Genomic DNA, 21,069 nt, shown 5'->3' on the forward strand with positions numbered 1-21,069 from the left:
CGCTGCCCCCGCCGCGGACGCGCCGGCCGCCCGGCCCCCGGGGCAGAGCGCCCTGCGCTCAGAACACGTCCGGGCACCACGGCCGCCGCCCCGTGCGGAACACGGCGTCCGCCGTCCCCGCCGCGCCCGCCCGCAGCTCCTCGGCCCGGCCGAGGGCCACCAACCGCCGCACCGACTCGTCACCCAGATACAGCGTGGCCAGCTCCCCCACGCCCAGCACCAGATCGGCGCTCCGCGTGGTCGGGGCGCACCGCGCCCCCGAGGCCGACGCGTCCAGCAGGAAGCGGCCCCCTGCCAGCCCCGCGTCGTCCCGGACGTCCAGGACGAGCGAGGCCTCCGTGCCGTAGGTGCGGGCCTCCAGGGCGCGCGGGACGTCCAGCATCCGCAGCCACATCCAGTCCGCGTTCGTGATCATGCGGGCGGCCCGCGGGTCCGGGAGCAGCAGCGGGAGCAGGTCGTCGGGGGCGCGGTAGCCGGAACGGACGGCGGTGATCCAGTCGACCGAGGCGAGGTAGTGCCACAGGGCCCGCTCGGCCGCCGGCGTGAGCGCGATCAGGTCCCTGACCGTCGCCGTGTTCTGCGGCTGCTTGGCGTCGCCCCACTTGTCGTCCGCGCTGTACGTCAGCAGGCCGTCGATCTCGCCGTCGGCGTCGCGGTGCACCGCGTAGAACGGCTCGGTCCACGGCTCGTGCGCGGGGCGGAACGCCGCCCCCGTGTGCATCTTCCACCACTGCTCGTCGCGGGTGACGACGCCCGGCTGCCGGGCCGCCAGCCGGGCGTGCAGCTCGGGGCCCGTCTTGCGGACCTCGTCGGGGCCCACCAGCTCGATCCGGCCGCCGTCCTCCGGCTGCCCCGACCGGCGCGGGTCGAGGCCGGCCCGCGGTACGGAGACCTCCCACTCGGCGGTCCAGGTGGCGGGGCCGAAGCCGTACCGCCCGTAGATCGGGTACTCGGCGGCGATCAGCGAGGCGACCGCGTCGCCGCGCTCCTTGGCCGCCGCCAGGTCCCCGGCCATCATCCGGCTCAGCAGGCCGCGGCGGCGGTGCGTGGGCGCCACCGTCACCGCGCTGATCGCGTCGGCCCGCACGGCGGCCCCGCCGGGCACGGTCAGCTCCTGGTCGAACGAGCGGAACGTCGCCACGCAGCGCCCGGCGTCGAACACGCCTTGCAGGCGCGCGAGTTCCATGCGGGACAGCCGGTCCGCGACATCCTCGTCGGTCGGGGTGACTGCCATCAGGAAGCCCCGGTACACCGCCTTCACCCAGTCGGGGAAATCGGACGCGGTGACGGTGCGGACCTCAGAACTCATACCCCCACGCTAAGCACCCGCGGGTCAGAATGTCGCGCGAATTTCGCCGACCTCCGCCGCCCCGCCGAGCAACGGCGAGCGTCCCAGCCGGGCGACCACCGGAGCGTCCACGCCGAGCAGTTCCAGGGCACGGGCCAGCACCGGCCCGAGCGCCCGGCCCGCCCCGTCGTCGATCTTGAAGGCCAGGGCCCGGCCGTCGGCGAGCGCCACCGCCTGGACCGCCTCTGCGCCCATCTTGGACAGCGTCCCCGGCACCTCGCTCATCAGCCAGGTGTCCGGGCGGCGGGTGCCCGCCACGTACGCGGGGTGGGCGCGCATCGCGTCCGCGACCCTGCGCTCGGCGCTCCCGGGCTCCGCCAGCACGAAGCTCCGGAAGGCGCGGGCCAGGCCGGTGAGCCCGATCGCCATCAGCGGGGCCCCGCAGCCGTCCGTGCCGAGCGCCGCGACCGGCTCGCCCGCCGCCTCTGCCACGACCTGCCCCACCAGCTGCTGGAGCGGGTGGGCGGGATCGAGGTAGGTCGCGGTGTCCCAGCCGTTGCGGAGGCAGACGGCGAGCATCGCCGCGTGCTTGCCGGAGCAGTTCATCGTGATCCGCTCCCGGACCTGGCCGGCGGCGAGGTAGGCCTCCGCCTCCACCGGGTCGAGCGGCAGGTCCGGCGGGGTCCGGAGGTCGTCCGCGCTCAGCCCGTGCTCGGCGAGCATCTTCCGTACCAGATCGAGGTGGAAGGGCTCCCCCGAGTGGCTCGCGGCGGCGAGCGCCAGCCGTTCGCCCGACAGGTCGAGTCCGGCCCGCAGGATCGCGGCGGCCTGCATCGGCTTGTTGGAGGACCGGGGGAAGACCGGCGCCGTCGGGTCGCCGAGCTCCCGCTCCACGCTGCCGTCGGCGGCCAGCAGGACCAGCGAGCCCCGGTGGTGGCCCTCGGTGAAGCCGGACCGCACGACCTCGGCCAGGACGGGCGGGGCGGTTCTCGGGGCGGGCGGGGCGTCGGTGGACGTCATGGTGGCCTTCCGGGGCGGGGTACGGGACCCGCGCCCGGAAGGTTCGCTTCAGGCGAGCAGGTCCTCTACTTGTGCTTCCCCGTCACGGTACCTGCGGCCGATCTCGGCGCTGCAATCGTCGGCCGTGCGCTGGAGCTCGTGACGCCGCCGGGAGACCTGCTGTTCATAGCGGACGAGCCGCCCCATGGCCGTGTGCAGCTCCTCGTCCGTCCGGGCGTCGAGATCGGACAGCCCGACCTCGGCGAGGTTCTCGGCGGCCAGCCGCCGGAACTCGTCGCCGCGCGGCGTCGTCAGCGTGACGTGCCGCGCGGAGGAGCGGTGGCGCGACGGGGTGTCGGCCAGGATCTCCGAGAGCCGGTCGACCACCGCGGCCTCCATGACCGGGGCCCCGGGGCCCCGGCGGCGGGCCAGTTCGGCGCGCAGGATGTCGATCCGGCCCTGCACCAGCCGCCGTACGTAGCTGAGATCGGCCTCGTCGCGCTGAGCGTCCCGGCGCACCGCCCGCAGCTCCGGCAGCCGCAGCCCGCCGAACCCCGCCTCGCCGCCGGCCTGCTCCGGTACGCCCGCGGGCGGGTGCGGCGCCACGGCGGACGTCCGGTGCGCCGCGCCTCCCGGCCCGGGCCCCTGCCCGGACAGACCGCGCTGTACGGGTGACCGCAGGACCCTGGTGCTGGTACGTGCGCCCGGTACGGCGCCGGGAGATTGTCCGGCTCCATATGCACTCATGCTGTTCCGTCCCCTCGGCCGGTGCGTCGGCACACCGGCATCGTGCATCGTGCCACTCACCGGGGGGCGTACGCAGGTGCTCTGTACCCGTTCAGCCCAAGATAGGTTGGTCTGTATGCGTGCAGTGGTACAGAGAGTGGACGGTGCGAGCGTCTCGGTCGCCGACGCGGCGGACGGCTCGCCGCCGCCCGGAATCGTCGGGGAGATCGTCGGCGAGGGCCTGTGTGTGCTGGTCGGAGTCACCCACGAGGACACCCCGGAGAAGGCGGCGCAGCTGGCCCGCAAGCTCTGGTCGGTGCGCATCCTGGACGGCGAGAAGTCCTGTTCCGATATGAATGCCCCCCTCCTGGTGATTTCTCAGTTCACCCTCTACGGGGACGCCCGCAAGGGTCGCCGCCCCACCTGGAACGCCGCGGCGCCGGGCGAGGTGGCCGAGCCGCTGGTGGCCGAGGTGGTGTCCCAGCTGCGGGCGCTCGGGGCGCAGGTGGAGACGGGCCGGTTCGGGGCGGACATGCGGGTCACGCTCACGAATCACGGCCCGTTCACGGTGATCATCGAGGTGTAGCCGTACGCCGCCGGGCGAGGCGGCCGGGCCCTACGGCTCGACGACCGTCTCCTGGGCGGCGGCCGTGTCCCCGGCGATCAGCTCCGCGTCGACCGCGACGTTGCGCTTGACCAGCGCCAGCGCGATCGGGCCCAGCTCGTGGTGGCGGGCCGAGGTGGTGATGAACCCGAGCTGGCGGCCCTCCTCGCCGTCGGCCGCCAGCCGCACCGGCGTCCCGTGTCCGGGCAGGTGCACCTCGCTGCCGTCGAGGTGGAGGAAGACCAGCCGGCGCGGCGGCTTCCCCAGGTTGTGGACGCGGGCGACGGTCTCCTGCCCCCGGTAGCAGCCCTTCTGGAGGTGGACGGCTGTGGCGAGCCAGCCCAGCTCGTGCGGGATGGTGCGGTGGTCGGTCTCGAAGCCGACGCGCGGCCGGTGGGCCTCGACGCGCAGCGCCTCGTACGCGAGGACCCCGGCCGCCGGGCCGTTGGCGGCGGCGTACGCCTCCAGACCGGCGCGCGGCAGGAACAGGTCCCGGCCCTGCGCGGTCTCGCGCACGGCCGCACCCTCCGGCGCCTCCGCGATGGAACCGGCCGGCAGGTGGACGACCGCGGTGTCCTCCGTGCGGTCGGCCACCTCCACCCGGTAGAAGAACTTCATCGACTCCAGGTAGGCGATCAGGTCGGCCTGGCTGCCCGGCTCGACGTGCATCCACACCGTCGTGCCGTCGTCCACCAGATACATCGCGTGCTCGATGTGCCCGTTGGCGGAGAGGATCAGGGCTTCGGTGGCCTGGTGCGGGGCGAGGTCGCTGACGTGCTGGGTGACCAGCAGGTGCAGCCAGCTCAGCCGGTCGTCCCCGGTCACGGTGACGACACCGCGGTGGGAGAGGTCGACCAAGCCGTTGCCGTCGGCGAGGGCGCGTTGCTCGCGGAACAGGTCGCCGTAGTGGGCGGCGACGCCTTCGTCGCGGCCTTCGGCGGAAACGGCGCCTGGCAGGGACAGCAGGGGGCTCTTCATGCCGCCCAGCCTACGACTTGGCGGCCGGGTCCTTCGCGGCCCCGTCGCCGCTCTCTCCGGCCGGGGCGTCCGCCGCCCGCCGCGCCGCCGCGCAGTCCGCGCAGCGGCCGAAGATCGCGAAGTGCTTCATGTCGGTCTCGAAGCCGAAGTCGGCGCGCAGTTTCTCGGTGAAGTCGGCGACGACAGAGAGGTCCGCCTCGATGACGTCCGCGCAGTCCCGGCAGACCAGGTGGATGTGGTGGTGCCGGTCGGCCAGGTGGTACGTCGGGGCGCCGTGCCCCAGGTGCGCGTGGCTGACGAGCCCGAGCTCCTCCAGGAGCTCCAGGGTGCGGTACACCGTGGAGATGTTCACGCCGGAGGCCGTCTTGCGCACCTCGCACAGGATGTCGTCCGGAGTCGCGTGCTCCAGGGCGTCGACGGCCTCCAGGACGAGCTGGCGCTGAGGCGTCAGCCGGTAGCCGCGCTGCCGAAGATCGGTCTTCCAGTCGGTGCTCACCACGACCCCAGTGTAGGTCGGGGCGAGCACCGTGCGGCCGCCCGCGCGGGGCGGGCCGCTACTTGAAGAACGCGATGCCGTCGTCGGGCATGTCCCCGAGGCTCTTCGCCATCTCGGCGACCTCCTCCGGGGTGACGACCTTCTTCAGGTGCGCCGACATGTAGGGGCGCAGCTCGACCTCGGGCGTCGCCTTCTCGCCGACCCACATCAGGTCGCTCTTCACGTACCCGTACAGCCGCTTGCCTCCGCTGTACGGGCCGGAGGCCGCCGTCCGGGCGACCGCGTCGGTGGCCAGGTCGATCTGCGGCTTCTGGTCGGCCAGCTCGCCGTACCAGATCTCGACGACGCCCTGGTCACGGACCATGACGACCTCGACCTTGCGGTTCTCGTCGATGCGCCAGTAGCCGGACTCGGACTCCAGCGGGCGGACCTTGTCGCCCTTCTCGTCCAGCACCCACGAGTGGGAGACGTACTCCAGGAAGTCACGGCCGTCGTGGCTGAAGGTGACCTCCTGGCCGAAGTTGCACTTCTCGGCGCCGGGGAAGTCGGACACGCCCGCGCCCGCCCAGTTCCCGAGGAGGAAGGCCAGCGGGACGAGGGCCGGGTTCAGGTCGGACGGGATCTCGATCATGAGCGGCTCAGACGATCTGTGAGGGAGCGGCGGGGGGAGCGGGGTGCGGCGGGGGTCAGCGCTGGCCCTGGTACAGCTTCTTCACGGCGACCGCGGTGAAGGCGAGGACGCCCACGCAGACCAGGATGAGCAGGGCGGAGAAGAATGCCTCAAGCACAGGGGGCTCCTCGTGACGAGCGGGTGGGCGGCGGTACAGGGCCGGGCCCCAGCCTAATGGGTGGGGGCCCGGTCCTCTCGTCCAGGTCGTGGCCGCGCCTTCGCCCCCCCTGGCTCAGGAGGGCGGCCACGACGGCGCGGGCGGCCCAGCCGGTGAGGCCGGGGTGGTGTCCACCGGTTCCGAGGGGCCCCAAGGGGGCTGGAACGCGGGTTCCCTGCACCCGCGCCGTCCGAGTGACCCCTGGGCGACGAGGAGGGCGTCCCGGGGCGATTACAGTTCGGCCCATGCCGAAGAAGCTTGTGATCAAGGTGACCGCCGGGGCCGAGGCCGCCGAGCGCTGCTCGCAGGCCTTCACCGTGGCGGCGGTGGCCGTCGCCAGCGGTGTGGAGGTGTCCCTCTGGCTGACCGGGGAGTCCTCGTGGTTCGCCCTGCCGGGCCGGGCCGCCGAGTTCGAGCTGCCGCACGCCGCCCCGCTGCCGGACCTCCTGGACTCCGTCCTGGCCGGGGGCCGGCTCACGCTGTGCACGCAGTGCGCCGCCCGGCGCGACATCACCGAGAAGGACGTGCTGGAGGGCGTGCGCATCGCGGGTGCCCAGGTCTTCGTGCAGGAGTCCCTGGCGGACGACACCCAGGCCCTCGTCTACTGACCCCGCGGCGCCCGGCCCGGCGCGGCCCGGGCCCGCGGCGCCCGGCCCGGCGGGCGGCTCTCGCGCGGACGGGTCCCGCGCGCCCCTCAGCGGCGCTTCCTGCCGTCCAGCTCGTCCCACCACGCGTCGGACTCCGGGTCCCCGCAGCGCTCGTCCCACCAGCGGTCCTCCGGGCCCCGCCGGTTGGCGACCACCGCGGCGACGGGCGGGATCACCATGGCGACCACGCACATGCCGATGGCGACCGGCATGGACCACAGGCGCACCACCGCCCAGGCGGACACGAAGAGGGCGACGCATCCGCCCATCATCAGGAAGTAGTTCCGCCTGCGTCGGGCGTACATGCTTCCAGCGTAGGACCGTTCGCGTCCGCCGCCCACTCGCGTACGGCCCGGGACGGCGCGAAGGGCCGCACCCCGTGTCAGGTGGCGTCCAACCCCCTGGGGCGCGGCCCTTCGGCCGTCTCGTGTGCCGGGTGATCCGGCGCGCTGCGGATCAGACGGCGATGGCGACCTCGGCGAGCCCGCCGGTCTGCGCGACGACCGTGCGGTCGGCGGTGCCGCCCGGCACCAGAGCGCGGAGCGTCCAGGTGCCCTCGGCCGCGTAGAAGCGGAACTGTCCGGTGGCCGAGGTCGGGACCTCCGCGGTGAACTCACCGGTCGAGTCCAGCAGGCGCACGTACCCGGTGACGGGCTCGCCGTCGCGGGTCACGCTGCCCTGGATGGTGGTCTCACCGGGCTTGATCGTCGAGGCGTCGGGGCCGCCGGCCTGTGCTCCACACATGGTGTTCTGTCCTTCTGGTCGGGTCGTGCGGGTCGGTCGGGGTTACTTGTCGGCGCCGAGCTCGATCGGCACGCCGACGAGGGAGCCGTACTCGGTCCACGAGCCGTCGTAGTTCTTGACGTTCTCCTGGCCGAGCAGCTCGTGCAGCACGAACCAGGTGAGCGCGGAGCGCTCACCGATGCGGCAGTAGGCGATGGTGTCCTTCGACAGGTCGACCTGCTCGGCCTCGTAGAGCGCCTTCAGCTCGTCGTCCGACTTGAAGGTGCCGTCGTCGTTGGCGTTCTTCGACCACGGGATGTTGCGGGCGCTCGGCACGTGGCCGGGGCGCTGCGACTGCTCCTGCGGGAGGTGGGCCGGGGCGAGCAGCTTGCCGCTGAACTCGTCGGGCGAGCGCACGTCGACCAGGTTCTGGCTGCCGATGGCCTTCACCACGTCGTCGCGGTAGGCGCGGATCGACTCGTCCTGCGGCTTGGCCTTGTACTGGGTGGCCGGGCGGGTGGGGACGACGTCGGTCAGGTCGCGGGAGTCCAGCTCCCACTTCTTGCGGCCGCCGTCGAGCAGCTTGACGTTCTCGTGGCCGTACAGCTTGAAGTACCAGTAGGCGTAGCTGGCGAACCAGTTGTTGTTGCCGCCGTAGAGGACGACCAGCGTGTCGTTGCCGATGCCCTTCTCGCTGAGCAGCTTCTCGAAGCCGGCCTGGTCGACGAAGTCGCGGCGGACCGGGTCCTGGAGGTCCTTGGTCCAGTCGATCCGGATCGCGTTCTTGATGTGGTTCTTCTCGTACGCCGAGGTGTCCTCGTCCACCTCGACGATGGCGACCTGCGGGTCGTCGATGTGGGCCTCGACCCAGTCGGCGTCTACCAGGACGTCGCTGCGGCTCATGTTGTTCTCCTCCGGGGCAGTCTGCGGCGGGGTGGTGCGAGATGCCGAGTGGCTGGGCGTGTCCGTGCGGGGGCGGGAAAGGCGGCGCGTACGGATGCACGGGGCCGGCCCTGACGACGGTCGAAGGGCCGGGAGGGGCGGGCGGGGGCGAACGGCCCCGCTCAGATGGTGCGACAGAGCATGGCGGCGACGCGGCACAGGTCTACTGCCCGCCGCTTCGTGAGGTCCGCCTGTCGCTTCATGGGTCCGATCGTAGGGAGGTTCGGGCGGGGATGTCACCGTCGTGTCGTATGGTGAGACGCGATCGTCCACTAAGCGAGACGCCCGGTGGGCGGAACTCCCGCGCGCCCTCCCCCTCCCCGGTCCCGGCCCCTGGTGCATCTGCGGAACGGACGTGATCGTCTCACCATCCGGATCACTGACTGGAGCGCCGGCCGGCGCACGGGCTGGAACGCCGGCTGGAACGCCGGCTGGAGCTCCGGGCGGGTCGGTCGGCGTCCCGGCCGGAGCGTCCGCCGAAGCGGCGCCCGCCGGGTCGCCACCGCCGTCAGCCCCTCGGCCCTCAGTCCGTCAGTCCGTCAACCCCTCAACCCGTCAGTGAGACGTCCGAACCGGCGACCTCGATCTCCACGCCCTTCTCGGTCACCGTGACCTTCCGCAGCTCCAGCCCCTGCGGCAGCCCGTCGATCTCGCCCTCGAAGTCGGTCCTGCTGCGGACCAGGTCCTCGACGCCGGGCAGGCCCTCGCCCGGCACCTCGTCCGCTCGCACCTTGATGGTGTGGCCGTCGGTCCGGGTCACGGTGGACAGCACGCTGCGCGAGATCGGGCGGCCGAGCAGCTCCACCGTGCCGGTGACCTTCGCCTTGCCGTTGCCGCCGTACTCGACGACGACGCCTTCGCTGGCCGCCGCCGTCAGGTCCTCGTACGAGACGAGGGCGGTGCCGGTGGCGCGCGCGGCCGTGGCGCTCCGGTAACCGGAACCGAGCTTCACGTCGTGGAGCTGGGCCCGCACCTCGCTGACCCGGATCGCGCGGCCCGCGGCGCTGGTGCTCATGCCGGAGAGTCTGACGTCGACCTGGTCGAGCCGCGATCCGGCGAGCTGGGTGAGGAAGGGGAACCCCTTGATCGAGATCTCCGTCGACCCGGCGCTGCCCCCGCTGATCGTGATCCGGTCCTCGGCCTCGGCCTCGGCGAAGTGGACGGCGACGCGGTCGACGGCGACGAAGAGGCCACCGACCACCACCACCAGGACCAGCAGTATTCGCAGTGCGCGCATCTGTGTCGTTCCCCCACCCTGAGCCGATCGGTCCCCCCGGCATCCGTGAGCCTACGGGGACGCCGGGGGACGCCCCCGGTTGACCGACGAGCGAGGGCGCCCGATCGGTTCCCCGGGGGCACGCCGACGCCGGTGGCCCGGCCCCGTCCACGACGTCGCGAAGGAGGGGGCCGGGCCACCGGCGGGACAGGGCGCGGGTCTCAGCCGATGACGCGGCCGAGCAGATACACGGCCGGGGCCGCCGCGGTGAGCGGCAGCGCCACCCCGGCCGTCATGTGCACGAACCGCGACGGGTAGTCGTAGCTCGCCACCCGCAGCCCGACCAGCGCGCAACCGCCCGCCGCGAGGCCCAGGAGCGCGGCCTTGGCACCGAGGTCCGTCAGACCGCCCACCGCGAGCCCCGCGCCCGCGCCGGCGAGGAGGGCCACCGCGACGGAGGCCGCGCCGGGCAGCGGGAGGGCCCGTACGAGGACGGCGGCCGCGACCGCCGCCCCGCCCACCGTCACCGCGTCCGGGGCCGCCGCGAGGTGCCCGCCCGCGAGCACCGCGAGCGCCGCGGAGACGACGGTGGCCATCAGCCCGTACATCCGCTCGTCGGCCCCGGCGTGGCTGCGGAGCTGGAGGACCACGGTGAGCAGCACCCAGACCCCCAGGGCGCCCAGCAGCGCCGCGGGGCCGTTCTCACGGCCCGCCGCGAGCAGGGCGGCATCGGCGGCCAGGCCCCCGGCGAAGGCGAGGGCGATGCCCTGGCGGGCGGGCCACATGCCGTTGAGCCGGAACCACCCGGCGGCCGTCACCGCCTGGAGGAGCACCACCGGGACGAGGAGGGCGTACGGACCGACCGCCGCGCCCCCCGCGAGCAGCAGCCCGAGCACAGCGGTGAGCGCCGCGGGCTGCGCCCCCGGCGCGATGATCGGCGAGCGGCCCTCCGCGCGGGCGCGCTGGGCGTCGGTGATCCGGGCGTTGCCCAGGGTGGTGGGCGCGCTGTAACCGGAGCCGTCGGCCGCCGGCCCCCCGGGCACGGGCTCCGACGGGGCGGACGGGGCCGGGGGCGCGGCCGGCGCCTCTGGCGGCAGCGGCAGGGAGCCGGAGGCCCCCTGCGCCGGGTGCGCGGCCCCGGCCAGGGGCTGGTACGGCTGCTGCGGAGGCTGGTGGGTCCCGTGGGACTGATGGGCCCCGTGGGTTCCGTGGGTTCCGTGGAGCTGATGGGTTCCGTGGGGCTGATGGGTCTCCTGGGGCTGGACATACCCGTGAGACGCGTGAGAGTGGTGAGGCTGCTGCCCCTGGTACTGCGGCGGCGGGAACCCCTGCTGCTCCTGTACCTGCTGGTACGGAAGGTGTGACTGCGCCGTGCCGTACGCCTCCGCCCGGGGCGCGCCGCCGTACGGATCGGGCCGCTGCCCGTGGTCGTGGCCCTGGTACGGCGGCTCCCCGCCGTCCGTGGGGCGGATCGCCGGCTGGTACTGCGTGTCCCAGGTCGGGGCCTGCCAGGTCTGCGTCCCGCCGTGTTCGAAGGCGCCGGGCTCCTGGGGGGAGGCGGACTGCCCGGCCGTCCCGTCGGGCCAGTGGGCGGCCTGCCCCGCCCCGGTGCCGTCACCGTACGAGGAGCCTTGGCGCCAAGCGCCCCCGTACGCCTGCGGGTCACCGTGCGGCGGCGCCTGCCGGGGATCGTACGGATACGGGTTGTGCTGATCGCTGTTGCTGCTCATGGCCTGCGGTTCACCCTCCTGCGAACGGCGGGAGCACCTCGACCGTGCCGCCCTCGGCAAGGCGTACGGTCTCATGCCCACGCGTCCCGACGGGGTCGCCGTCGATGAGGAACGAGCACCGCTGGAGCACCCGGCTCAACTCGCCGGGGTGCCGTTCGCGCACCGCGTCGAGCGCCTCGGCGAGGGTCGCCGCCGTGTACGGCTCCTCCGCTGTGCCCGCGGCGGCCTTGGCCGCAGCCCAGTAGCGGATCGTCCCCGCTGCCATGGCGCCACTCCTTCGGTCGGTTCGTCGTACGTCCTGTGCGTCAGCTGTCCATGATGGGGCACGCCGCGACCGCCCAGTCGGCGATCCGGGCGAGGAGGGCGTCCTCCGCGGCGTTCTCCGCGTGCCCCATCCCCGGCTCCAGCCACAGTTCCGCGCCGCCCGGCCCGGCCGCGTCCGCCAGCATCCGCGGGTGGTCCAGCGGGAAGTACGGGTCCCGGTCGCCGTGGACGAGGAGCAGCGGGGCCGGGGCGATGAGCGGGACCGCGGCGACCGGGGAGAGCGGCACGGGGTCCCACTCCTCGGTGGCGATCCGGGTCCGGAGCCCGTAGCGCCCGACGAACCGGCCGGAGGGGCGGGTGACCACCCAGTGCAGGCGGCGCATCGGGGCCGTCCCGCGGTAGTACCAGCGGGCGGGAGCGCTGACGGAGACCACCGCGTCCGAGTGCGCCCCCGTGCGCCCCGTACGCCTCCCTCGCTTCGGCACCCGGGTGGGCGTATCCGGCGCGACGGGTTCCCCGGCGTACGGACCGCCGCCCCGCGGCCCGCCATCCCTCGGGGCGGCGCGATGGAGCGCACCGTGCCGGAGCACCACAGAGCCGCCCATCGAGAACCCGACCGTGACCACCCTGGAGTGCCCCAGATCCCGCGCCCAGGCCACCGCCGCGGCCAGATCCAGCACCTCGCGGTCCCCCACGGTCGAGCGACCGCCGGACCGCCCGTGGCCCCGGAACGAGAACGTGACCACCGCCGCACGCCGGGCGAACGCCCGCGCGGCGCGGCGGACGGCGGGGCGGTCGACCGAGCCGGTGAAGCCGTGCGCGACCACGATGGCGGTGGCCCCGGCCGCCCCGCCCTCCGGGGCCCCGGCACCCGCCGTACACGGTTCGTACACCGCCTCGACCGGCACTCCGTCATCCGTCAGCAAGGTGGCGGTCAGGGGAGGGGGCGTGAGCAAGGGAACAGACGAACGCCCGAAACGCCCCTCGGACACGGAAGTCATGTGGGCTATTGTGCTGCGAAGAGGATCCGGGCAAAGCAGCCCCCGGGTCCTTTTGTGCTTTACGGGCGTTGTTACGGAGACGTTTCGACAAGCTCAGCGGCCCCGGGGCGCGGGACCGCACAGCAGGACCTGTATGACGAACGCCGCGGCGTGGACACGGCGCCACCGTCGCGCAGCCGTACGAAGCAGTGCCGCATACTCCCCCGGGTCCGACCCGGGAGTGCCCCCTCTCGCAGGGAACGAGGAGGACCGACGTAATGGGCGAGCGAACCGTGCAACACGATCGACCGAACCAGGCAGGTGGGCGGCGATGAGTTCACTGCTGCTGCTGACGAACGCACTCCAGCCCTCGACGGAGGTGCTCCCCGCCCTCGGACTTCTGCTCCACAGCGTGCGGGTGGCGCCCGCGGAGGGACCGGCCCTGGTGGACACCCCGGGCGCCGACGTGGTCCTCGTCGACGGGCGCCGCGACCTGCCACAGGTCCGCTCGCTCTGTCAGCTGCTGCGCTCCACCGGCCTGGGCTGTCCGCTGATCCTCGTCGTCACCGAGGGCGGCCTCGCGGCCGTCACCGCCGACTGGGGCGTGGACGACGTCCTGCTGGACACGGCCGGACCCGCCGAGGTCGAGGCCCGGCTGCGGCTGGCCACCGGACGCCGGCAGATCACCGCCGACGACTGCCCGATGGAGATCCGCAACGGCGACCTCTCCGTCGACGAGGCGACGTACAGCGCGAAGCTCAAGGGCCGGGTCCTGGACCTGACCTTCAAGGAGTTCGAACTGCTGAAATACCTCGCCCAGCACCCGGGCCGGGTCTTCACCCGCGCCCAGCTCCTCCAGGAGGTGTGGGGCTACGACTACTTCGGCGGCACCCGGACGGTCGACGTCCACGTGCGGCGGCTGCGCGCCAAGCTCGGCCCCGAACACGAGTCCCTGATCGGCACCGTGCGCAACGTCGGCTACCGCTTCGTCGCACCGGACAAGGCGGAACGCGCCGCGGAGAAGGCCGAGCGCGCGGCGGAGAAGGCGAAGGACCGGGCGGCGGCGCGACGGACCAGCCGGCCCGTCGCCCGTTCGGAGCAGTCCCGTGCGACCGGGCCCGCGGAAGAAGCCCCGGCAGAGGCTGCCAAGAGCTAGGTCCATCCGCGTAGACTGCCGCGCGTGGCCAAGGTGACGCGGGACGATGTGGCGAGACTGGCGGGGACGTCGACCGCGGTCGTCAGCTACGTCATCAACAACGGACCCCGGCCGGTCGCCCCGGCCACGCGCGAGCGGGTGCTCGCCGCGATCAAGCAGCTGGGCTACCGCCCCGACCGGGTCGCCCAGGCGATGGCGTCGCGGCGGACGGACCTGATAGGGATGATCGTGCCGGACGCCCGGCAGCCGTTCTTCGCGGAGATGGCGCACGCGGTCGAACAGGCCGCCGCCGAGCGCGGGAAGATGGTGCTCGTCGGCAACTCCGACTACCGCGACGAACGCGAGGTCCACTATCTGCGGGCCTTCCTCGGCATGCGCGTCTCCGGGCTGATCCTGGTCAGCCAGGGCCCCAGCGAGCGGGCCGCGGCCGAGATCGAGGCCTGGGACGCCCGGGTCGTCCTGCTGCACGAGCGGCCGGAGGCGATCGACGACGTGGCCGTCGTCACCGACGACGTGGGCGGCGCCCAACTGGCCACCCGCCACCTGCTGGAGCACGGCAACGCCTACGTGGCCTGCCTCGGCGGCACGGACGAGACCCCGTCGGTCGGCGACCCGGTCGCCGACCACATCGAGGGCTGGCGCCGGGCCATGCACGAGTCGGGGCGCTCCACCGAGGGCCGGCTGTTCCAGGCCCCGTACAACCGATACGACGCCTACCAGGTGGCGCTCGGGCTGCTGGCCGGCCCGGACCGGCCCCCGGCGATCTTCTGCGCCACGGACGACCAGGCCTTCGGCGTGCTGCGGGCGGCCCGCGAGCTGCGCATCGACGTGCCCGGCGAGCTGGCGGTGGCCGGCTTCGACGACGTGAAGGAAGCCGGCCTCACCGATCCGCCGCTGACCACGGTCTTCTCCGACCGCCCGGCGATGGCGCGGGCCGCCGTGGACCTGGTGCTCGACGACTCGCTGCGGGTCTCCGGCTCGCGGCGCGAGCGGCTGAAGCAGTTCCCCTCCGCGCTGGTGGTCAGGCGCTCGTGCGGCTGCGGCGAACCGACCGCGCCCCGCCCGGCCGTCTAGCACCGGACCCGCCCAAGTGGGGCCGCCCACCGCCCGAGCGGCCCCGGCCCTGCCCGACCGCGTCGACTCCTCGTCGGCGGGGCACCTCCCCTTACACCCGGCATACACGGTTCTTCCGGGCTTCTCAGGGCGTACTCAGCTCCCTCTCATCTTCGCTCGCCAGCCTGGTGGACATGACGGAGAACCCCCGCCCCAGCGGCGCGTACACGACGGACCAGGACCCCACCCCGTACGCCTACGGCACGGTGCACGGCCCGGCGGCAGGCGGCTACCCGCCGCCGCCCCCGTACGCCCCGGACCAGCGGTACACCGCCGGACCGCCCGTCTCCGAACCGCCCGCTTCCGGACGGCGCGAGCGCCGGGCGAAGCGGCCGGTCGCCCTGCTGGCCGCGGTGGCGCTGGCCGCCGGGATGATCGGCGGCGGCGGCACGGCCGCCCTGGTCGGGTGGCAGGGCGACGGCACGAACGCCCCCGGCGCGGGCGGCGTGGTGAACGGCACCACCGTCTCGCAGACCAGCGCCGGCACCGTCGCGGGCGTCGCCGAGGCGGTCTCCCCCACGATCGTGGAGATCGGCGCGAGCTCCTCCGCGGGCCGGTCCACCGGGTCCGGAGTGGTGATCACCGAGGACGGAGAGATCGTCACCAACAACCACGTGATCTCGGGCGCGCAGCAGATCGGGGTCACCCTGCCCACGGGCAAGACCTACACCGCTGACGTGCTGGGCACCGACCCCGGCAAGGACCTGGCGCTCATCAAGCTGCGGGGGGCGAGCGGGCTCAAGACGGCCACGCTCGGCGACTCCTCGCAGGTCAAGGTCGGCGACCAGGTCGTGGCGATCGGCTCGCCCGAGGGCCTGACCGGCACCGTCACCAGCGGGATCATCTCCGCGCTCGACCGGGACGTCACCGTGGCCAGGGACGGCTCCGGCAGCGGCTCGGGCCGGGGCGGGCAGGGCGGCTCCCCGTGGCCGTTCGAGTTCGGCGGTCAGCAGTTCAACGGCGAGACGGGCGAGGAGACGACCACGTACAAGGCGCTCCAGACCGACGCCTCGCTCAACCCCGGCAACTCCGGCGGCGCGCTGATCAACATGGACGGCGAGATCATCGGCATCAACTCGGCGATGTACGCGCCGAGTTCGTCGGGGGCGGGCGGCGGTTCCACGGCGGGCAGTGTGGGCCTGGGCTTCGCCATCCCGGTGGACACCCTCAAGGCCGACCTGGACGCCCTGCGCGCGGGCGACGGCTCCTGACCCCGCGCACCGCCCCGCCCGTGCGAGGCTGAGACCGCCCCCTCCGGTCGGAACGAGAAGAGGACCAGCAGCGATGAGCCCCGCCGAAGACGATCCCCAACGCATCCTGATCGTCGACGACGAGCCGGCCGTGCGCGAGGCGCTCCAGCGCAGCCTCGCCTTCGAGGGCTACGGGACCCGGGTCGCGGGCGACGGGTACGAGGCACTGGCGACGGCGGAGGCGTACGCCCCCGACCTCATCGTCCTGGACATCCAGATGCCCCGGATGGACGGCCTCACCGCCGCCCGCCGCATCCGCGCCACCGGCTCCACCACCCCCATCCTCATGCTCACCGCCCGCGACACCGTCGGGGACCGGGTCACCGGCCTCGACGCGGGCGCGGACGACTACCTGGTCAAGCCGTTCGAGCTGGACGAGCTGTTCGCCCGCATCCGGGCCCTGCTGCGCCGCAGCTCCTACGCCTCGGCGGCGGGCACGGACACCCCCGAGGAGGACGTCCTGTCCTTCGCCGATCTGCGGATGGACCTGGCGACCCGCGAGGTCACCCGCGGCGAGCGGCGGGTCGAGCTGACCCGCACCGAGTTCACCCTGCTGGAGATGTTCCTGTCCCATCCGCGGCAGGTGCTGACCCGGGAGCAGATCCTCAAGGCGGTCTGGGGCTTCGACTTCGAGCCGAGCTCCAACTCCCTGGACGTGTACGTGATGTACCTGCGGCGCAAGACGGAGGCGGGCGGCGAACCCCGCCTCGTCCACACCGTGCGCGGCGTCGGCTACGCCCTCCGTACGGGCGGGAGCGGGGAGGCGTGAGCCCGCTGCGCCGCTTCCGTGCGCTGCCGCTGCGTTCCCGGCTCGCGCTCCTGGTCGCCACGGCGGTCGCGGTGGCGGTCGCCGCGGTGGCGGCGGCCTGCTGGGTCACGACCCGCGACCGGCTCACCGAACAGCTCGACACGACCCTGGCCCAGGTCAAGCCGGGCGAGAAGGCGATCAGCATGCTGACGGCCTCCTGCACCAGCGGGCTGCCCGGCAGCATCCAGCTCGTGACCGGCCCGTACACGATCCAGCTCGTCACCGCGGCCGACGGCCTCCCCTGCACCGTGCCCGGCAAGGCCGCCGTCCCGGTCCTGGACGCCGACCGGGCCGTCGCCGCCGGGCTGCGCGAGGAGGCCACGCACACCACGAAGGCCGATGACGGCGCCCCGATGCGGGTCCACACCGCGCCCGCCGGGCCGGACCGCCCCGGTCTCGCGGTCTCCGTGGCCGTCCCCATGGAGCAGGTCACCGAGCCCCTGAACCAGCTGGCCTGGGTCCTGCTCATCGTCTCCGGCATCGGCGTGGTCGGCGCGGGCGCGGCCGGGCTCTGGGTGGCCAGGGCCGGCCTCCGGCCGGTCGACGAGCTGACCGAGGCCGTCGAGCACGTGGCCCGCACCGAGGATCTGACCGTGCGCATCCCGGTGGACGGGGAGGACGAGATCGCACGCCTGTCCAGCTCGTTCAACTCGATGGCCGCCCGGCTCGCCTCCTCCCGCGACCGCCAGGCCCAGCTGATCGCGGACGCGGGCCACGAACTGCGCACCCCGCTGACCTCCCTGCGGACGAACGTGGAGCTGCTGGCCCGCAGCGACGCGACCGGGCGGGTGATCCCCCCGGAGGACCGCAAGGCGCTGATGACCTCGGTCAAGGCCCAGATGACGGAGCTGGCGGCGCTGATCGGCGACCTCCAGGAGCTGGCCCGGCCCGACGCCGCCCAGCCGGGCCCCCTCCAGGTGGTGGCGCTGCACGAGATCACCCGTACCGCCCTGCGCCGGGCCCGGCTGCGCGGCCCGGAGCTGACGATCACCGAGGACCTGGCCCCCTGGTACGTGCGGGCCGAACCGGCCGCCCTGGAGCGGGCGATCGTCAACGTCCTGGACAACGCGGTGAAGTTCAGCCCGCCGGCCGGTGCCGTCGACGTGCGCCTGCACCGGGGTGAGCTGACGGTCAGGGACCGCGGCCCCGGCATCCCCGCCGAGGAACTGCCGCACGTCTTCGAGCGCTTCTGGCGCTCTCCCTCCGCCCGGCGTCTCCCCGGCTCGGGCCTCGGCCTGTCCATCGTGGCCCGTACGGTGCATCACGCGGGCGGCCACATCGCCCTGCGCCCGGCCTCGGACGGCGGCCCCGGCACGGTCGCGGCGCTCACGCTGCCGGGCGCGCCCACACCGCCGCCGCAGAGGTGAGACCGGGGCTGCCCCACCCCGGCACGGCGATGAGGCCGTCCGCCACCGTCCGCAGCTGCGCGGGTCCTCGCCCTGGACAGCGGCGAGCGGCTGAGCGACGAGCTGTACGGCGCGTGGCCGGACGGGGACACCGCCGACGCAGGCCGCCCCACCACCGTCATCCTGTCCGGCGGCGCGATGTACCTCACCTTCGGTGACGGCACGGTGCTCTCCGCGTACGCCCCGTGAGACCCGGGCCGCGCGGGCGTACGGGGACGGCGGAGCGAGCGGGTCCCGGACAAGCCCGCGCGCTGACCGACCGGCCCCCCGGAGGGCCCCCTGGCTCACCCCGTCGGATTGTGCCGGATCAGCGACTCGACCAGCCCGGGCCGGTTCGTCGGGTAGTCGAGCGGCACGATGCCCAGCCCCGTCCACCCGGCGGTCTCCGGCCGCTCCAGGAAGGAGTGCACCTGCGGGTTGAGCCGGTCCGCGTTCCAGCGGGGCGGCAGCAGGGCGGAGGTGGAGACGTAGTTCATGAAGAACGCGCCGGGCCGCTGGACCGCCTTGCGGAACTGGGCTTCGATCTTTGGGTACTTGGCGAACGGTTCCGCCATGTAGTCGTCCTGGACGTCGAAGACCGCCGGGTCCCCGTACCGCACGCCGGGCAGCCCGCCGTTGTCCGCGAGGAGCACCACCTTGCCGCGCGCCTCCCCGAGCGCCGGGAGCGTGGGGTCCAGGCGGAAGAGGGACCGCCAGCCCTTCGTGTCCAGGTAGCGGTCGAAGATCCGACGGAACGCCGCGTCGCTCTCCTCCGAGTACTCCTGCTTGACCCTCATCAGCACGGTCTCGCTCGGCCGCTCGGCCAGGAAGTCCCGGCAGGCGATGAGCACGTCGCCGAACATCAGGTTCTGGAACGCCGCCCCGTGGTGGATGGCGAACGCGTCCCCGGTGATCCGGCACCGCACGTCGAGGAAGCGTATGCCGCTGGCCAACTGCTGTGCGATCGTGGTGTTCTGGCACTCCGCCCACGGGCCGCCGAACCGCGCCCCCGAGTCGTGCGTGCCCGGAATCGTGAGCCGCCGGAGCGCGGTGCCGTCCGGCAGGCCGCCCATCCAGTCGTACGTGCCGCGCACCGTCTCCCGCGACGCCGCAGCCGCCGGGGCGGCTCCGATGACGGCGACCGCCGACGCGGCGAGGGCCCCGGCCAGGAATCCCCTGCGCGTGGCCGACAGAGGGGGCACGGGAGGGGGCGCCGGGCTGGGCTCGGGGATGGCGGTGCGCATGGGGGCGCCTCCAACTTCCGTGGGGGAGAAGGGCCCTTGGATTCTGGCCCGTGCACGTCGTCGCCGGAAGAGGGCGCACGCGCCCTCCCCGCACCGAGAGGCTCCGCGACGCACCGGCCTTCACCGCCCGCGCACACAGCCCCTCGACGGGAGCGCCGGGGCACCCGCCCAGGCCTCGGCCGGGACCGCCGCCCGGATGCGGGAGTCGTGCGAGTTCCCGACGCCATCCCGCCATGGATATCTTCCGCCACGAGCAAGACAAAAGAGCGATTCGCTACGGCTGAATCCAGCGGGCGATATTCCAGTCACGCATAGAATTTTCAGCCAAGTAGTCCGCATTTGCTAGCGCGACCCCTTACCGCACTCCTAGCGCTCATGGCGTCCAGTCAGTATCTACGGAGGGCGCACATTGAAGTTCGCATACCGCATTTCAACAGTCAGCGCCGCACTCGTCATGTCGGCCTCGGCACTCGTCGCCGTATCGGCTCCTGCGAGCGCCGCACCCGCGGCTGACCCGTGCGCAGGAAAGTCCGCGAACCACATCGTCAAGAACTACATGAGAAGCTTCGTCCCCACTCCGCTGCGCTGCGGAACCTCGACATGGGGCTACCGGCACTTGGTGCCGAAGCACGGCTTCAACGACAGCCAGATCGCCAACACGGTTGCGCGAGGTAAGCAGAGCTTCGGGTTCTACTACACGAACCTCACTCAGTGCCCTCCCATGGCGTTCAAGGTTGTATTCAACAATGGCGCAATCGGCGGCACCGGAGTCAGCCCGCAGGGCATCATCACCGCCTACTACCAGCCCGGTCACATCTCTTCATTCGCCCCTCATGGGATCGCCACAGCCTGCTAGAGTCATTACATGGAGCAAGTGAGCGTCCCCCTGGGCCTCCGCGCAAAACTGGAAGAAAAGTTCGGGGGCCTGGGGGACCCCTCTTTCAAGCTATCGACAACCGCATTTTCGCGTGAAGATCACGAACTCACCGTCTCAGTCACCCTGGAGGTCGCCCCGGCCAACAGGCGCAGCGAAAAGTGGATTTTGAGTTTAGCGTTTCCGGAATTCGATGCTGCCGCCGCAGACCAGGAAGCAACAGGAGAATCTCACGCGTGGTTCGCCTTGATGGTGCAAACGAACATCATCGAGTGGTGGCATACGCGGAAAACTTCCCCCAATATGCCGGCACCACCCCAGCGCATCGGGTAAAGACCGCGATATGCGCTTACTCAGCTGTGATCTCTTGGTATGGAGCAGTGGCGTAGGACAGCTGCGAGTTTCGCGTGTTCGCGCTGGTCGACGACTGTTCTCGGCGCCTGACCACTCGCCCTCCTTGGACGGCGGCAGCGGCCGTCGACCAGACGTCGGACCGGTCGGTCTCGGTGCTGGTGCACCCGGCACGGCGCCCTCGCCGGTCGCCGCCGCCACGAGGCTCGGCCCCCGAGACCCGAGGGGGGTGGGCTCACTCTTTCGGGTGTACGTGAGACGGCGGCCCGCCCGAGGCTCGGGGGACGGGACGCGAGCTTCGGGACGCGGGGCCCGGGACCCGAGCTCCCTTGGTAAACCCGGTGGGAAAGAAGGGGGTTCGGAAACACCTCCCTCACCCCCCACCCCGTCACGACCAGCAAGTATGACTATTCGCGGCGGCTTGCGACGCGGTGACGCGACTGCCTACGGTGCGAGAACCAAGCGACC

Annotated in this window: 24 protein-coding genes; 9 read left to right on the top strand and 15 right to left on the bottom strand. The window is 73.0% G+C overall.

Translation table 11 applies throughout. The features are described 5' to 3' along the window. Positions 1-58: 58 nt before the first annotated feature. From V9U70_RS08735 to V9U70_RS08745, 3 genes are read right to left on the bottom strand one after another with little or no spacing between them, the layout of a single operon-like run. Positions 59-1,309 carry a GNAT family N-acetyltransferase gene (locus V9U70_RS08735; RefSeq protein WP_336673907.1) on the bottom strand — a complete coding sequence of 417 codons (1,251 nt, stop codon included), beginning with the start codon at positions 1,307-1,309 and terminating at the stop codon, positions 59-61. 24 nt (positions 1,310-1,333) lie between these two features. Further along, positions 1,334-2,308 (bottom strand): asparaginase, encoded by a 975-nt coding sequence (locus V9U70_RS08740; protein ID WP_336673908.1) that lies wholly within the window; start codon positions 2,306-2,308, stop codon positions 1,334-1,336. A gap of 48 nt (positions 2,309-2,356) precedes the next feature. After that, entirely contained in the window at positions 2,357-3,034 is a 678-nt protein-coding gene (locus V9U70_RS08745; RefSeq protein ID WP_336673909.1) for an RsiG family protein, read from the bottom strand. A 115-nt stretch (positions 3,035-3,149) separates the two neighbouring features. Between V9U70_RS08745 and dtd the strand changes: the two genes are divergently transcribed. Next, positions 3,150-3,599: a D-aminoacyl-tRNA deacylase gene (gene dtd / locus V9U70_RS08750; protein WP_336673910.1), complete on the top strand. Its 450-nt coding sequence runs from the start codon at positions 3,150-3,152 to the stop codon at positions 3,597-3,599. A 30-nt stretch (positions 3,600-3,629) separates the two neighbouring features. Here dtd and ygfZ read toward each other — a convergent pair whose 3' ends face one another. The 3 genes from ygfZ to V9U70_RS08765 are packed head-to-tail and all read right to left on the bottom strand — an operon-like array spanning position 3,630 to position 5,722. Continuing rightward, positions 3,630-4,595, bottom strand: a complete 966-nt coding sequence (ygfZ, locus tag V9U70_RS08755) for a CAF17-like 4Fe-4S cluster assembly/insertion protein YgfZ (RefSeq protein ID WP_336673911.1) — start codon at positions 4,593-4,595, stop codon at positions 3,630-3,632. 10 nt (positions 4,596-4,605) lie between these two features. Beyond that, on the bottom strand, positions 4,606-5,094 hold the full coding sequence (locus V9U70_RS08760; protein WP_336673912.1) for a Fur family transcriptional regulator: 489 nt from the start codon (positions 5,092-5,094) through the stop codon (positions 4,606-4,608). Positions 5,095-5,149: 55 nt separating this feature from the next. Next, positions 5,150-5,722, bottom strand: coding sequence for a heme-binding beta-barrel domain-containing protein (locus tag V9U70_RS08765; RefSeq protein WP_336673913.1), 573 nt, complete (start codon positions 5,720-5,722; stop codon positions 5,150-5,152). A gap of 441 nt (positions 5,723-6,163) precedes the next feature. On the opposite strand from V9U70_RS08765, the gene V9U70_RS08770 reads away from it, so the two are divergent. Beyond that, complete coding sequence (locus tag V9U70_RS08770) at positions 6,164-6,526, top strand: DsrE family protein (protein ID WP_336673914.1); 363 nt, start codon at positions 6,164-6,166, stop codon at positions 6,524-6,526. A gap of 86 nt (positions 6,527-6,612) precedes the next feature. Here V9U70_RS08770 and V9U70_RS08775 read toward each other — a convergent pair whose 3' ends face one another. From V9U70_RS08775 to V9U70_RS08805, 8 genes are all read right to left on the bottom strand, one after another. Further along, entirely contained in the window at positions 6,613-6,870 is a 258-nt protein-coding gene (locus tag V9U70_RS08775) for a DUF3099 domain-containing protein (protein WP_336673915.1), read from the bottom strand. Positions 6,871-7,021: 151 nt separating this feature from the next. Continuing rightward, a complete protein-coding gene (locus tag V9U70_RS08780; protein WP_014154938.1) occupies positions 7,022-7,309 on the bottom strand; it encodes a DUF1416 domain-containing protein in 288 nt (95 codons plus the stop codon). Positions 7,310-7,351: 42 nt separating this feature from the next. Then, complete coding sequence (locus V9U70_RS08785; RefSeq protein ID WP_336673916.1) at positions 7,352-8,191, bottom strand: sulfurtransferase; 840 nt, start codon at positions 8,189-8,191, stop codon at positions 7,352-7,354. Positions 8,192-8,352: 161 nt separating this feature from the next. Next, positions 8,353-8,433, bottom strand: a complete 81-nt coding sequence (locus V9U70_RS30530; RefSeq protein ID WP_419723955.1) for a putative leader peptide — start codon at positions 8,431-8,433, stop codon at positions 8,353-8,355. A gap of 344 nt (positions 8,434-8,777) precedes the next feature. Further along, positions 8,778-9,467 carry an LmeA family phospholipid-binding protein gene (locus tag V9U70_RS08790; RefSeq protein WP_336673917.1) on the bottom strand — a complete coding sequence of 230 codons (690 nt, stop codon included), beginning with the start codon at positions 9,465-9,467 and terminating at the stop codon, positions 8,778-8,780. A gap of 200 nt (positions 9,468-9,667) precedes the next feature. Further along, the gene (locus V9U70_RS08795) at positions 9,668-11,176 is read right to left on the bottom strand and encodes a hypothetical protein (protein WP_336673918.1); all 1,509 of its coding nucleotides are present in this window, start codon (positions 11,174-11,176) and stop codon (positions 9,668-9,670) included. 10 nt (positions 11,177-11,186) lie between these two features. Beyond that, entirely contained in the window at positions 11,187-11,441 is a 255-nt protein-coding gene (locus tag V9U70_RS08800; RefSeq protein WP_336673919.1) for a MoaD/ThiS family protein, read from the bottom strand. Between the two features lie 40 nt (positions 11,442-11,481). Continuing rightward, positions 11,482-12,441, bottom strand: coding sequence for an alpha/beta hydrolase (locus tag V9U70_RS08805; RefSeq protein ID WP_336673920.1), 960 nt, complete (start codon positions 12,439-12,441; stop codon positions 11,482-11,484). A 310-nt stretch (positions 12,442-12,751) separates the two neighbouring features. Here V9U70_RS08805 and V9U70_RS08810 point away from each other — a divergent pair, with 310 nt between their 5' ends. From V9U70_RS08810 to V9U70_RS08830, 5 genes are all read left to right on the top strand, one after another. Beyond that, positions 12,752-13,576, top strand: a complete 825-nt coding sequence (locus V9U70_RS08810) for a response regulator transcription factor (RefSeq protein WP_336673921.1) — start codon at positions 12,752-12,754, stop codon at positions 13,574-13,576. Between the two features lie 24 nt (positions 13,577-13,600). Continuing rightward, entirely contained in the window at positions 13,601-14,650 is a 1,050-nt protein-coding gene (locus V9U70_RS08815) for a LacI family DNA-binding transcriptional regulator (protein WP_336673922.1), read from the top strand. Positions 14,651-14,823: 173 nt separating this feature from the next. Then, a complete protein-coding gene (locus V9U70_RS08820; protein ID WP_336673923.1) occupies positions 14,824-15,900 on the top strand; it encodes a S1C family serine protease in 1,077 nt (358 codons plus the stop codon). A gap of 73 nt (positions 15,901-15,973) precedes the next feature. After that, the gene (locus V9U70_RS08825) at positions 15,974-16,708 is read left to right on the top strand and encodes a response regulator transcription factor (protein ID WP_336673924.1); all 735 of its coding nucleotides are present in this window, start codon (positions 15,974-15,976) and stop codon (positions 16,706-16,708) included. A 5-nt stretch (positions 16,709-16,713) separates the two neighbouring features. Then, positions 16,714-18,114, top strand: coding sequence for a HAMP domain-containing sensor histidine kinase (locus V9U70_RS08830; RefSeq protein ID WP_419723956.1), 1,401 nt, complete (start codon positions 16,714-16,716; stop codon positions 18,112-18,114). Positions 18,115-18,437: 323 nt separating this feature from the next. Here the strand turns inward: V9U70_RS08830 and V9U70_RS08835 are convergent, their stop codons facing one another. After that, positions 18,438-19,376 carry a phosphatidylinositol-specific phospholipase C gene (locus V9U70_RS08835; RefSeq protein WP_336673926.1) on the bottom strand — a complete coding sequence of 313 codons (939 nt, stop codon included), beginning with the start codon at positions 19,374-19,376 and terminating at the stop codon, positions 18,438-18,440. Between the two features lie 409 nt (positions 19,377-19,785). Here V9U70_RS08835 and V9U70_RS08840 point away from each other — a divergent pair, with 409 nt between their 5' ends. Together V9U70_RS08840 and V9U70_RS08845 are read left to right on the top strand one after the other, a co-directional pair. Then, positions 19,786-20,232, top strand: a complete 447-nt coding sequence (locus V9U70_RS08840; protein ID WP_336673927.1) for a hypothetical protein — start codon at positions 19,786-19,788, stop codon at positions 20,230-20,232. A gap of 9 nt (positions 20,233-20,241) precedes the next feature. After that, positions 20,242-20,583 (top strand): hypothetical protein, encoded by a 342-nt coding sequence (locus tag V9U70_RS08845; RefSeq protein WP_336673928.1) that lies wholly within the window; start codon positions 20,242-20,244, stop codon positions 20,581-20,583. The last annotated feature ends 486 nt before the right edge of the window (positions 20,584-21,069 follow it).

Source organism: Streptomyces pratensis, assembly GCF_037137275.1.
In the GTDB taxonomy this organism is placed as follows: Bacteria; Actinomycetota; Actinomycetes; order Streptomycetales; family Streptomycetaceae; genus Streptomyces; species Streptomyces pratensis_B.